Consider the following 12,591-nt stretch of genomic DNA (forward strand, 5'->3'; position numbering starts at 1 on the left):
GCGCACCGCGGCCCTCGGCATCGGTGCGCCGACGCCCGTCAGGCCGGCTGCAATTCGAACGGGAACGTCGCGTGCCCGATCTCGACACCCTGCGTGTTCAGCATCCGCGGCCGGTGGAACGCGGCGAGCCGCGCGCGCTGCGCGTCCGTGCCGATCTGCAGTCGCTCGAGCAGTTCGCTGACCATCATGTACAGCACGTCGATGTTGCCGTCCTCGATCTTCACCGAGAGGCCGAGCGCGCCGTCGGCGCCGAGCGCCCGCGTGCGCGCCGATGCGCGTACGCCGATCCCGTAGCACGCATCCGCACCGAGCTTGCCGACGACCTGCCCGTCGAACGCATCCATCAGCACCGTGCAGTAGCGCCCTTCCCCGGCGACCAGCTCCGGATGGGCCGTCATCGCATGATGAATGCGCGCCAGCGCGCGCACGCGACCGGTCGCCGCGGCGCCGCCGGCTGCCACCGTATCCGCGCCGTCGGCCAGCGATGCGTAAAGACGCGCGAGGCGATCGAGCGGGAACGCCGGCGTCGGCAGGTTGCAGCCGTCGATCGCCCAGTCGACCTCGTCGTCGCGCAGGCCGCACGCGTTGGCGACCACCTGCTTCACGCGCACCTGCATCGGATGCTCCGGCAGATGGTAGTCGGCGATCGCGGCGCCGATCGCCCGCGCGCCGGCCAGCATCCCGACATGCTTGCCCGAACAGTTGCTGCAGACGCCGGTCGGCGTGTAGTCGCGCTTGATCCACGACCGGTACACCGCGTCCGACAGCGGCGCATGCCCGCCGCACCGCAGATCCGACTCCTGCGCGTCGACCTTCTCCAGCATCGCCCGCGTGCGCGCGATGTGCCGCTCCTCGCTGCTGTGCGACGCGCACATCAACGCGATGTCCGCGTCGTCGAAACCGAACCGCTCGGGCGCGCCCGTCTCGATCACGGACAGCGCCTGGGCCGGCTTCGCCGCCGAGCGCGCGAGCGTCATCCGGTACGGATCGCCGAGCCGGAACAGCAGCTTGCCGCCGGCATCCACCACCGCCACGTCGGCGACGTGTTTGTTCTCGATCGCCTTGCCGCGGTACGTCACGACCGCTGCGCGTTGGGTGTCCATCTGTCTTGTCTCCTTCGTCGGGGCCTGAATGCCGGGGCCCGTGCAACCGGTACGGCAGTGTATCGAGTCTGCCGCCGGGTCGAGCCGGTCGGCCGGTGGAAAGTGGTATTGCGCCGGATGCAAAGCCATCGGCCCCCACGAAAACCTGACAGATTCAGTACACGGAGCCTTCGATCGCCAGCAGCGCGAACGTCGCGAGCCAGTGCTCGCCCATGTAATCGCCGGCCACGTGCGCGAGCGCGCTCGCGAGATGCCGGTCGGCCGCATCGAGCAGCCTCGCGCGTCGCGCATCGCCTTCCGGAAGCGCGCCGGCCAGCGCGCGCTGGCACCACGCGCGGCTCAGGTTCAAGCCGTCCAGATGCGCGATCTTGCCGTCGCTGCGGTCGCTGACCGTCGCCGGCACGAACAGCGTCGCGGGCTCGCCGCGCGCGAGATCCGGCAGGAAACGCGCGAACCAGCCGTCGAATTCGGCCGCCGGCAGCACGCGCCGCATCAGCTCCGCCTCCATCAGCGCGGGCGACAGGAACTCGTCGCCCGACGGCTCCCACGCCTGGCACGCGACATCGTTCAGGTGCCAGCGTCTCGCGGTATCGACGATCAGCGCCGCGAGCCCGTCGCGCTGCGTCGCGCGCGCGAAGTCGAGTGCGAGCGCCAGTGCGAACGCGGTGTTGAAGTGCGTGCCGACCCGTAGCGGATAGGTCGCCTTCGGCAGGAAGGTCTCGAAGCGCGCGACGAACAGGTCGGCGAGCGGCGCGATCGTCTTCGCCCAGCGGGCGGCCTGCGGCACCACGCCCTTCAGCGCGAGCCGCTCCAGCTGCGCGGACAGCGCCAGCAGCCACGCCCATCCGTACGGCCGCTCGAAGCCGCTGTTGTGCGGCAGCGCGAGATACGCGCGTTCGCCGGCGACGTTCGCGTCGGTGAAATGCGCGTCGACGACGGCGATGATCCGCTCGGCTTCCGCCAACGCCGGATAGCGTTCGAGCACGCGCAGCACGAGCCAGTAGCCGTGCACGCACGAATGCCAGTCGTAGCTGCCGTAGAAGATCGGGTGCAATGCGCGCGGCCCCTGCACGTCGTGCGGGCCTTCGAGCGAATGGGTGAGCCTGTTCGGATATTCGCGGGTCAGGTGCGCGAGCGCGAGCGACGCGAATTTCGAGGCGAGTTCGGGGGTCAGTCGGTCGGTCATGGGCATCTCGTCAGAAGCGGAATACGAACGCGTACATCAGCAGCGTGTTGACGGCCAGCAGCAGCACGGCGGTCGGCCACTGCGCCTCGATCACGCCGTTCTTGTCCTTCAGTTCGAGCCGCGCGGCCGGCACGATGTTGAAGTTCGCGGCCATCGGCGTCATCAGCGTACCGCAGAAGCCGCTCAGCATCCCGATCGCGCCGAGAATCGCATCCCGCCCGCCAGCCCCATCGCCAGGCCCGCGATCGTCGCCACCAGCAGCGCGTTGAAGCGCAGCGCGAAACCGATCACGACGATCGGCACGCCAATCAGCACCAGCATTGCTCCTCCTTGTGTTGGATGCGCGGCGCCGTGACGACGTGCTGTCCGCCCGGTTTCGACCGGGTTCAGGCCGCAAAATCCAACACCAGATTTTATCGATAAAAAGTCGACAATTTAAGGCTTCGGCCAAACGTTGAAACCGGTACTACCGTGCGCCGGCCTTGTGCCTGCCGTATGTCAGCCGTGTGCCAGAAGTGTGTCAGCGGCGTTTCGACCGTGTGCGGCCCGAGCGGTCGGCAGCGGGCGGCAACGGCGGCGCGCGCGGCATGCACGCTTGCGCCGCGCGAACCGCGGGCGGCCCGCGCGCCCGCCGCGCATGGCGGAGCGCCGGTGCGCCGACTAAACTGGAAGGCATCGGCAACGTTCGGGAGAGCCGCCATGATTGACGTATTCCAGACCATCGGCAGCCGCGCGTTCTCCGCTCATCTGGCGAAGGACGGGATGGTGACGCTGATGGAACAACGCCACGAAGTCGACCGCGTGACGCTCGCGACCGCCTATGCCGCGCTCGTCGAGGAATCGGAGCAGGAGGCCGACCTGCTCGACGCAACCGTCGAAGGGATGATGCGCGCGCTGATCCAGGGGTACGCGCGCAGCCATTGATCGACTGAACGCGCCCCGGGCGCGGTGCGCCGGCCTGCGCGGCCGGCTCGCCGATGCCCGCGCATGCGCCCGCCCGTTTCCCGCCGAAACGAACGCGCCGGCAACGGGTTTCCGCACTGCCGCATCGTCCCGCAGATCGCCGTCCGCCTTCGCGGGCGGCAAAAAATGTCGCCCCGGAATAGAGAAAAGGGTCTGAAACGACGCAATGCGCAATTTTTTCGATTGCCGCCGCTCGCGCCGCATGACAGCATGCGGACGTCGCCAATCGAAAAGAATCCCGTGCCGCGCGCCCGCCGATGCCGTTCGGCGGCGCCGAACCGGCACTGCCTTTCATGAACCCGGCCCATACCCAACACTACGAACCGACCGGAGCATCCCGCTTGTGAATATCGGCATCGTCAACGACCTCCCGCTTGCCGTCGAGGCGATGCGCCGCGCGCTCGCGCGCCGGCCCGAGCATCGCGTGCTGTGGGTCGCGACCGACGGCGCGCAAGCCGTCGAACTGTGCGCCGCGCAACCGCCCGACGTCGTGCTGATGGACCTGGTCATGCCGAAGTGCGACGGGATCGAGGCGACGCGGCGCATCATGCGTTCCGCCCGCCCGTGCGCGATCCTGATCGTGACGAGCTGCATCGGCGCGAACGCATGGCGCGTGTTCGAAGCGATGGGTGCCGGCGCGCTCGACGCGGTCGATACGCCTCGCCTCGGCGAGGACGCGGCCGGCGACACCGCGCGGCTGCTGCTCGCCAAGATAGACCAGATCGGCCGCCTGCTCGACGCGCCCGGCGGTGTCCGCGCGGCCGGCACGGCCTCGCGCACGGGCGGCGGCCCGCTGATCGCGATCGGCGCGTCCGCCGGCGGCCCCGGCGCGCTCGCGTCGATCCTCGGCAGCCTGCCGGCCGACTTCAGCGCGCCGATCGTGATCGTCCAGCACGTCGATCGCGCGTTCGCCGAAGGCATGGCGCAATGGCTCGACGGCCAGACGCCGCTGACCGTGCGCGTCGCGCACGAAGGTGACCGCCCGCAGCCGGGCGTCGCGCTGCTCGCGGCGACCGACGATCACCTGCGCATCACGCGCACCGGCACGCTCGAATACACGCGCGAACCGGCCGCCACGCCGTACCGGCCGTCGGTCGACGTGTTCTTCAACAGCCTGACCGAGCACTGGCCGGGCCGCGTGATCGGCGTGCTGCTGACCGGCATGGGACGCGACGGCGCGATCGGCCTGAAGGCCCTGCGGATGAAGGGCTATCACACGATCGCGCAGGACGAGGCGACCAGCGCCGTCTACGGCATGCCGAAGGCGGCCGCGACGCTCGGCGCGGCCCGCGCGATCCTGCCGCTCGAGCGCATCGCGGGCGAGCTGGCGGCACTCGCGCGAATCTGAACCCAATGAAACCCTGTCCCACCCGTCGCAGCCATGGCGCGACCCTGCATCAATCATGACCAGCGACCTCACCCGCCCGCCCGGCAGCCTGCAGGCGGCGTTCGACGCCTTGCACGTGCCGCCCACGCCGCACGCCGACACCCCCGCGATGGTCCTGCTCGTCGACGACCAGACGATCGTCGCGGAAGCCATCCGGCGCGCGCTCGTCGACGAGGACGGCATCGACTTCCACTACTGCCCGCGCTCGGACGACGCGCTGGCGACCGCGATCGAGACGCGGCCGACCGTGATCCTGCAGGATCTCGTGATGCCCGGCATCGACGGGCTGAGCCTCGTGAAGGCATACCGCGCGAATCCGGCGACGCGTGACGTGCCGATCATCGTGCTGTCGACGCAGGAAGAGCCGGTGATCAAGAGCGCCGCGTTCGCGGCCGGCGCGAACGACTATCTCGTGAAACTGCCCGACCGCATCGAACTGGTCGCGCGGATCCGCTATCACTCGCGCTCGTACATGAACCTGCTGCAGCGCGACGAGGCCTACCGCGCGCTGCGGCAATCGCAGCAGCAACTGCTCGAGGCCAATCTCGAACTGCGGCGCCTCACGCACTCGGACGGCTTGACCGGGCTGTCGAACCGCCGCTATCTCGACGAATACCTGGCCGCCGAATGGCGGCGCGGCACGCGCGAGCGCAGCGAGCTGTCGCTGCTGATGATCGACGTCGACAACTTCAAGCTGTACAACGACACGTACGGCCACGTGTCGGGCGACAGCGTGCTCAAGCAGGTCGCGACGACCATCGAACGCTGTCTCGGGCAGTCCGGCGATCTCGCCGCGCGTTTCGGTGGCGAGGAGTTCGCGGTCGTGATGCCGGCCACGTCGCCGGGCGCCGCGCGGCTGCTCGGCGAGAAGATCCGCCTCGCGGTCGAGTCGCTGCGGCTCGAGCATGTGCACGCGTCGACGGGCCGCTACGTGACGATCAGCATCGGCGGCGCGAGCATCGTGCCGGCCCCCGGCCTGCCGACCACCGCTCTGATCGAGGCGGCCGATCGCGCGCTGTATCGCGCGAAGCACGACGGCAAGAATCGCGTCGAGATCGACGCGCCGCCGGCGCCCCCGGTTCCGCCGGCCGGCGGCGGTTTCGCCTGAATGCCTACACGGTGACGAGCCGGCGCGCGTAATCGGTCGGATCGAGCGGCCGGCCGAACAGGTAGCCCTGCTGCATGTCGCAGCCGATCTGCTGCAGGAACCACGACTGCGCCTGGGTCTCGACGCCTTCCGCGGTGACCTTCATCCCGAGGGAATGCGCCATCGCGACGACGGCCTGCGTGATCGCGACCGAGTCGCGATGATCGGGCACGCCCGATACGAACGAACGGTCGACCTTCAGGTTGTGCAGCGGGAAACGCTTCAGGTAGGCGAGCGACGAGTAGCCGGTGCCGAAATCGTCGACCGAGATCCGCACGTTCATGTCCGTGAGCGCTTCGAGCATCGGCAGCACGGTGTCCGTGTCGTTCATCAGCAGTCCTTCGGTAATCTCCAGTTCGAGCGCCCCCGGATCGAGCTGCGTCTGCGCGAGGCAGTGGTAGACCGACTCGACGAGCCCCTCGTGGAACTGCCGCGGCGACAGGTTGACCGCGAGCGTCAGGTCGGGCGCGATCGTGCGGCGCCATTCGGCGGCCTGCCGGCAGGCCGTTTCGAGCACCCACTGGCCGATCGCGACGATCAGCCCGGTATCTTCCGCGACCGGAATGAATTCCGCCGGCGACATCGGCCCGAGTTCGGGGCTCGTCCAGCGCAGCAACGCTTCGGCGCCGACCGTGCGGCCGCTGCGCGCGTCGACGACCGGCTGGTACGCGAGCCGCAGCATGTCCGACGAGAACGCGCGCCGCAGCGACTGCTCGATCGCGAAGCGGCGCTGCAGGCGCTGGTTCAGCTGCGCGGTGAAGAACGTGAAGTGGTTGCGGCCGCGCTGCTTCGCGTCGTACATCGCGGAGTCGGCGTTGCGCATCAGCGTGACCGAATCGTCGCCGTCGCGCGGCGCGACGCTGATGCCGATCGACACGCCGAGCCAGTATTCGTTGTTCGCGATCTCGAACGGCTGCGCGATCGTGTCGATCACCTCGCGCGCGAGCACGGCCAGCTCGTCGGGATCGTCGCAGTGGTCGACGAGGATCACGAACTCGTCGCCGCCGACGCGCGTGAGCGCGTGGCGCCCGCCCGCGCAGGCCGCGAGGCGCGCCGCGACGCTGCGCAAGAGCGCGTCGCCGGCCTCGTGGCCGGCCGTGTCGTTGACCTTCTTGAAGCCGACGAGATCGAGGAACAGGATCGCGACATGCGCAGGCCCGGCCGCCGCCTCGCGCGCGCCGAACAGCTCGCGCATCCGTTCGGAGAGCCAGCGCCGGTTGTAGAGGCCCGTCAGCGCGTCGCGCGTCGCCAGGTAGCGCAGTTGCTGCTGCGCTTCGCGCACGGGGCCGATGTCGTGAAACGACACGAGCACCGATTCGGGCTGCGTCTCGCCCGGTTTCACGATCGGCACCGCGTTGCCGCGCACCCAGATGACGTCGCCGTCGGCGAGCCCGAAGCCGACCGAGTAGTCGAGCTGCGGCATGGCCGTGGTGAACGCGAGCCGGCTCGGCCAGTCGTCGGGCGCGAGCGGTGTGCCGTCCTCGCGCAGCTTGTACAGGATCACCGTCGACAGCCGGCGGCCGACGAGGTCGCCCTTCGCACGCATCATCCGGTTCGCGCTCGGATTGCTCGCGATCACCATGCCGTCGCGCGACACCACGAGAATCCCTTCGTTCAGGCTGTTGACGACCAGGCGGTGATGTTCCTCGCTGCGCGCGAGCTGCCGCGCGATCCAGTCCTGGTGCACCGCGAGGCCGACGCTGTTGCCGATATCGCGCAGCAGGTCGGTTTCGGTGTCGGTGGGCCGCCGCGGCGTACGGTGATAGACGGCGAATGCGCCGAGCACGGTGCCCGTATCGTCCAGGAACGGCACCGACCAGCACGCGCGCAGGCCGTGCGGCAACGCGAACGAACGGTAGGCGGCCCACAGCGGATCGGTTTCGATGTCTTCGACGGCGATCATCCGGCGCTCGTACATCGCCGTGCCGCACGAGCCCGCGGCGGGCCCGATCGATGCGCCGTCGATCGCCGCGCTGTACTGCACGGGCAGCGACGGCGCGGCACCGACGTGCACGTGCACGCCGTCCGCGTCGAGCAGCAGGATCGTGCACGACGCGCCGTCGCCGAGCAGCGCCTCGGCGCGCCGGCAGACCTCGACGAGCAGTTCCGGCAGTGGTGTATTGCGTGTGATCAGCCTCAGCACGCTTTGCTCGGATGCGAGCACTTCCGCTGCGAGGCCGAGACTGTAGCGAGAACTTTGCGGTTCGGTATTCAAGATGAATCCTGCCGTCAGTTCGACCGGGTCTGGTGCGCCCGATTCGTAGCGATTCTTCGTGCCGTTTTTTCATCGCTCCGGGTTTACGAGAGCCCGGTGCGTCCCCAAGAGCGCGCGTCGCGACGCGTACCAAAATACATTTAACACCAATCCGCGCGGCCCCGCGCATCCGCGTGCATCAGGGCTTACGCGCGGTCGCGCCCCGCATGCGCGGCGACGCGCGTGGCGGCGCCCGATTCATCAGACGGTTGGCGCGCGCGGCGCCTCACGCGTGCCCGCCCGGCGGCTCGCGCGTGACCGCCTTCAGCGCGTCGATCGCGGCCGCCACCGACGCGCCCGCCGGCGCCGCGAACAGCGCGCCGACCGTGTCGGGCATCGTCGACAGCTTCAGCGGCAAGCGGCCGACACGCTCGCCGGCGGCCGCCGCCATGCCGAACGCGCGGGCCGACTGCACGAACAGGCACGGCGTCTGTTCGGCGACCGCGCGGTTGGTCTGCCATGACACCGATTCCATCATCACGACCGGCGGCGCGAGGCCCGCCTTCGCGAACTCGGCATCGAGCGCCGTGCGCGCCGGCGAGCCGAGCGGCGGCGCGATCCACGGAAACGCCGCCGCGTCGCGCCAGCCGACTCGCGGGCGCCGCAGCAGCGGATGGCGCGGCCCGCACACGACGATCATGTCGTCGCGATAGAGCGGCGCGATCTCGAGCCCTGCGCGCAGCGCCGACACGTCGAGCCGGCACACCAGCAGGTCGAGTTCGTGGCGCTGCGCCTGCGCGAGCATCCGGTCGAGCGTGTCCTCGCGAACGTTGAGCTGCACCGCGCGCCCCGCGTCGCGCAGCCAGGCGAGCACGCCCGGAATCAGTTGCGGCGCCATGTTCGGCAGCAGGCCGATCGACACCGGGCGGCCGGCGCCGGTGCGCAACGCGTCGAACGCGGGCGCGACGCCGCGCAAGTCGGTCAGCACGCGGCCGATGCATTCGAGCAGCGCATCGCCGTACGCGGTCGGCGCGACGCGGCGCGACGTGCGCTCGAACAGCAGCAGGCCGAGCGACGCCTCGAGTTCGCGCAGCCACTTCGACAGCGCCGGCTGCGTGATCGACGCGGCCTCGGCCGTGCGCGCGAAGCTGCGCGTGCGGGCGAGCGCGTCGAGCGTCTCGAGGTCGCGCAGCCGCAGCCGGCGCAGCGCCTGCGCGATGCGCGGGTCGTGGGCCGGCGCGCCGGGCGGCGCGAGCGGGTCCGGCGCAAGGCGGCCGCCCGGGCCGCGGGTCGCGAAAGTCACTGACATCTCCGTCATTCATGTTCCGGGGGTTATCGATCGATCGCGATCTTTCATCGATCGATACGCGATCGTGCCGCATAGTCGTCGGCATGAAAACCCCCGGCGCGCGCCGGCACGAACAGGAGACGACGACGTGAAAGACGATCAGGACCCCACCGCCGGCGCACCCGCGGCCCGGCGCCAGTTCCTCAAGCTCGCCGGCGCGGCGGTCGCGGCGGCCGGTTTCGGCGCGGACGCTCGCACGGCCAACGCGGTGCCGGCCGCCCCGGCAGCCGCGGCAAGCGGCGACGCCGGGCCCGCGCCGGCGTTTCACGGCGCGGCGACGGCACCCGCCGCGCCGCCCGCCGGCTACAACATCCTGTTCATCCTGACCGACCAGGAGCGCCACTTCGACCGCTGGCCGTTTCCCGCGCCGGGCCGCGAAGCGCTGCGCCGCGACGGCATCACGTTCACGCGCCACCAGATCGCCGCGTGCGTGTGCTCGCCGTCGCGCTCCACCGTCTACACCGGACAGCACATCCAGCACACCGGCGTGCTCGACAACGCGGGCATGCCCTGGCAGAAGGACATGTCGCCGGACGTGCGCACCGTCGGCCACATGCTGCGCGACGCCGGCTACTACGCCGCGTATCTCGGCAAGTGGCACCTGAGCGCGACGATGCACGAAACCACGAGCCCGTACACCGCGCCGGTGGCCGACTACAACCGCACGATCCGCGCGTACGGCTTCGACGACTACTTCGGCGTCGGCGATCTGATCGGGATGGTGCGCGGCGGCTATCAATACGATGGCATCACGACCGAGGCCGCGGTGAGCTGGATGCGCAACCATGCGCCGCGGCTCGAGAAGGAAGGCAAGCCGTGGTTCCTCGCGGTGAACCTCGTCAATCCGCACGACGTGATGTTCGTGAACACCGACACGAACGGCTCGGCCGTGCAGGACGCGAACCATCCGATGCTCGGCAACGCGCCACCGCCCGACGACGCGCTGTATCGCACGTCGTGGCGCGACGTGCCGCTCGCGGCGTCGCGCCGGCAGCCGTACGACGCGCCCGGACGACCGGCCGCGCACGGGATGTTCAATGCCGCGCATGCGAACCTCGTCGGCCGCTATCCGTTCACCGACGAACGCCTGCGCATTTACCAGGATAACTACTTCAATTGCATCCGCGACTGCGACACGCACGTCGTGCGCCTGCTGCAGTCGTTGCAGTCGCTCGGCCTCGAAGAGCGCACGATCGTCGTGATGACGGCCGACCACGGCGATCACGTCGGCGCCCACCAGCTCGTCGGCAAGGGCGCGACCGCGTATCAGCCGCAGAACCACGTGCCGCTCGTGATCCGCCATCCCGCGTATCCGGGCGGCACGCAGTGCGATGCGCTGACGTCGCACATCGATATCGCGCCGACGCTGCTCGGGCTGACCGGCATCGACACCGCGCGCGCCGCGTCGATCCGCGGCGACGCGCTCAAGGGCCACGACCTCACGCGCTGGCTCGCGAAGCCGGCCGACGCGAAGCTGCACGCGGCACGCGACGCCACGCTGTTCAACTACGCGATGCTGCTCTACTACGACAGCGAATGGATGCTCAAGGAGCTGACCGCGCTGCGGCAAAAAGGCGTGCCCGAGGACGCGCTGCTGCGTCGCGCGCTCGCGCAGCAGCCCGACTTCCGGCTGCGCGGCACGATCCGCAGCGTGTACGACGGCCGTTATCGGTTCACGCGCTATTTCTCACCGCTCGAGTTCAACCGGCCGACGACGCTGGAGGACCTGTTCGCGCGCAACGACGTCGAGCTGTTCGACGTCGCGAACGATCCGGCCGAAATGCACAATCTCGCGCGGGACCGCAAGCAGCAAGGCGAGCTGCTGCTCGCGATGAACGGCCGGCTGAACGACCTGATCGCGAGCGAAGTCGGCGACGACAGCCCCGATGTGATGCCGATCCGCGACGGAAAGGTGCAGGTGCAGATCCGCAAGCATCACTGACGGCGCGGAAGGCGTGATCGAAAGGCGCCGTCCGATGACGGCGCCCCACCGCCGTCAGTCCTTGCGGATGTGTTCGGCGAGGAAGTCGATCAGCAGCCGCACGCGCGGCAGGAGCCCGCGCCGGGACGGGAACACCGCGTGAATCACGCCGCCCTTCGGCGCCCACCCCGGCAGCACGTCGATCAGCGTGCCGTCGCGCAGGTCGTCCTCGATGACCATGCACGGCAACTGGACGATGCCGACGCCATGAATCGCCGCGTCGCGCAACGCGTGCATGTCGTCGGAGATGTAGCGCGGATGATGGCGCAGCTGCGCCTGCTCGCCGTTCGGCCCGACCAGCTGCCACACGTGCTGCCGCGGCGGCCCCCAGTCTAGGCTCGGCTCGCCGGCCAGCTCGGCCGGGTCGACCGGCACCGTGCGTCCGGCCAGCCACTGCGGCGCGGCCACCAGCCGCTGCGGGCTGTCGCCGAGAATCCGCATCACGAGGTCGCTGTCCTCCAGCGGTGGGAAACGCACGCGCAGCGCCAGGTCGAAGCCTTCGCTCAGCAGGTCGACCCGGCGGTTCGTCGCCTCGAGATGCACGTGTACCGCCGGATGGATCGCCATGAAGCGCGCGACGAGCTCGCTCACGCGATATTCGAGCAGCGCGGTCGGGCAGCTCACGCGGACGATCCCGCGCGGCTCCGCGTGCCGGCGCTCGATCACCTCGCGCGCCGCGTCGGCCTCGACCAGCACCGCGAGGCAGCGTTCGTAGAATTCGCGGCCGGTTTCCGTGACCGTGAAATGACGCGTCGTCCGCTGCAGCAGCCGCACGTCGTAGTGCGCTTCCAGCGCGGCGATGCGCCGGCTCAGCGTCGACTTCGGGACATCCAGCGCCCGCCCCGCCTGCGTGAAGCCGCCGTGCTCGACCACCTTCACGAAATAGTAGAGGTCGTTCAGGTCATCCATGATTGTTCCACCCATAGAACACTGACGGCAGTCTAAGGGACTGGAAGCTCGGTTGTTGCGCGAATAGCATCTTTCTTCGTTGTGGATCGATTGCGCGAACGCGAGCGTAGATTTTCCCTGACGGGTGCCTCGCGTGCCGAATCGATTGACTAAGCTTGGAGCATTCGCCCGCCGCGCGCACCGCATCGGACGTGTGCGACAGCACGGGCGCCCCGCCGCGACGACGATCCCGACGCCGCGGCCGCCCATCCTGGACCCTCGGGATTTCTCTCACTTCCTGTCCTGTCTCTGGAGGCAACCATGGCAAGCGAACCGATTCGCGATCCCGCGAACGACCACCTGCTCACCCCGCAGAACGCGGCGTTCATCGTCA

Annotated in this window: 9 protein-coding genes and 3 pseudogenes; 5 read left to right on the forward strand and 7 right to left on the reverse strand. The window is 69.6% G+C overall.

The window, feature by feature from the left end; translation table 11 throughout:
* Positions 1-38 precede the first annotated feature (38 nt).
* The 4 genes and pseudogenes from DID98_RS27340 to DID98_RS27355 all read right to left on the reverse strand — a co-directional run.
* Complete coding sequence (locus DID98_RS27340; protein WP_124488872.1) at positions 39-1,103, reverse strand: asparaginase; 1,065 nt, start codon at positions 1,101-1,103, stop codon at positions 39-41.
* Positions 1,104-1,257: 154 nt separating this feature from the next.
* Complete coding sequence (locus DID98_RS27345) at positions 1,258-2,289, reverse strand: DUF2891 domain-containing protein (protein WP_124523815.1); 1,032 nt, start codon at positions 2,287-2,289, stop codon at positions 1,258-1,260.
* A gap of 10 nt (positions 2,290-2,299) precedes the next feature.
* A pseudogene (locus DID98_RS27350) lies at positions 2,300-2,509 on the reverse strand (5-oxoproline transporter, DUF979 family subunit); the annotation flags it as partial.
* Positions 2,494-2,610 (reverse strand): annotated as a pseudogene (locus DID98_RS27355) (5-oxoproline transporter, DUF969 family subunit); the annotation flags it as partial. The pseudogenes DID98_RS27355 and DID98_RS27350, both read right to left, overlap by 16 nt.
* 378 nt (positions 2,611-2,988) lie before the next feature.
* Between DID98_RS27355 and DID98_RS27360 the strand changes: the two are divergent.
* The 3 genes from DID98_RS27360 (at position 2,989) to DID98_RS27370 (ending at position 5,747) form a co-directional block, all read left to right on the forward strand.
* The gene (locus tag DID98_RS27360) at positions 2,989-3,213 is read left to right on the forward strand and encodes a hypothetical protein (RefSeq protein WP_039357299.1); all 225 of its coding nucleotides are present in this window, start codon (positions 2,989-2,991) and stop codon (positions 3,211-3,213) included.
* Positions 3,214-3,595: 382 nt separating this feature from the next.
* On the forward strand, positions 3,596-4,600 hold the full coding sequence (locus tag DID98_RS27365) for a chemotaxis response regulator protein-glutamate methylesterase (protein ID WP_044843909.1): 1,005 nt from the start codon (positions 3,596-3,598) through the stop codon (positions 4,598-4,600).
* Between the two features lie 55 nt (positions 4,601-4,655).
* On the forward strand, positions 4,656-5,747 hold the full coding sequence (locus DID98_RS27370; RefSeq protein ID WP_124488875.1) for a diguanylate cyclase domain-containing protein: 1,092 nt from the start codon (positions 4,656-4,658) through the stop codon (positions 5,745-5,747).
* Positions 5,748-5,751: 4 nt separating this feature from the next.
* Here DID98_RS27370 and DID98_RS27375 read toward each other — a convergent pair whose 3' ends face one another.
* Positions 5,752-8,001, reverse strand: coding sequence for a bifunctional diguanylate cyclase/phosphodiesterase (locus tag DID98_RS27375; RefSeq protein WP_124522980.1), 2,250 nt, complete (start codon positions 7,999-8,001; stop codon positions 5,752-5,754).
* A 265-nt stretch (positions 8,002-8,266) separates the two neighbouring features.
* Positions 8,267-9,289, reverse strand: a complete 1,023-nt coding sequence (locus DID98_RS27380; RefSeq protein WP_260426300.1) for a LysR family transcriptional regulator — start codon at positions 9,287-9,289, stop codon at positions 8,267-8,269.
* Positions 9,290-9,416: 127 nt separating this feature from the next.
* On the opposite strand from DID98_RS27380, the gene DID98_RS27385 reads away from it, so the two are divergent.
* A complete protein-coding gene (locus DID98_RS27385; protein WP_124523819.1) occupies positions 9,417-11,270 on the forward strand; it encodes a sulfatase-like hydrolase/transferase in 1,854 nt (617 codons plus the stop codon).
* A 54-nt stretch (positions 11,271-11,324) separates the two neighbouring features.
* Here DID98_RS27385 and DID98_RS27390 read toward each other — a convergent pair whose 3' ends face one another.
* Positions 11,325-12,218, reverse strand: coding sequence for a LysR substrate-binding domain-containing protein (locus tag DID98_RS27390; RefSeq protein WP_124523821.1), 894 nt, complete (start codon positions 12,216-12,218; stop codon positions 11,325-11,327).
* A gap of 300 nt (positions 12,219-12,518) precedes the next feature.
* On the opposite strand from DID98_RS27390, the pseudogene DID98_RS27395 reads away from it, so the two are divergent.
* A pseudogene (locus DID98_RS27395) lies at positions 12,519-12,591 on the forward strand (hydrolase); the annotation flags it as partial.

Origin of the sequence: Burkholderia sp. Bp8984, from assembly GCF_003853755.1 — a bacterium.
Taxonomy (GTDB): Bacteria; Pseudomonadota; Gammaproteobacteria; order Burkholderiales; family Burkholderiaceae; genus Burkholderia.

Excerpts from the sequence above, each read along its gene's own strand:
- DID98_RS27370 (WP_124488875.1), top strand. The coding sequence starts at position 4,656 with ATGACCAGCGACCTCACCCGCCCGCCCGGCAGCCTGCAGGCGGCGTTC.
- DID98_RS27345 (WP_124523815.1), bottom strand. The coding sequence starts at position 2,289 with ATGACCGACCGACTGACCCCCGAACTCGCCTCGAAATTCGCGTCGCTC.
- DID98_RS27380 (WP_260426300.1), bottom strand. The coding sequence starts at position 9,289 with ATGTCAGTGACTTTCGCGACCCGCGGCCCGGGCGGCCGCCTTGCGCCG.
- DID98_RS27360 (WP_039357299.1), top strand. The coding sequence starts at position 2,989 with ATGATTGACGTATTCCAGACCATCGGCAGCCGCGCGTTCTCCGCTCAT.
- DID98_RS27340 (WP_124488872.1), bottom strand. The coding sequence starts at position 1,103 with ATGGACACCCAACGCGCAGCGGTCGTGACGTACCGCGGCAAGGCGATC.
- DID98_RS27390 (WP_124523821.1), bottom strand. The coding sequence starts at position 12,218 with ATGGATGACCTGAACGACCTCTACTATTTCGTGAAGGTGGTCGAGCAC.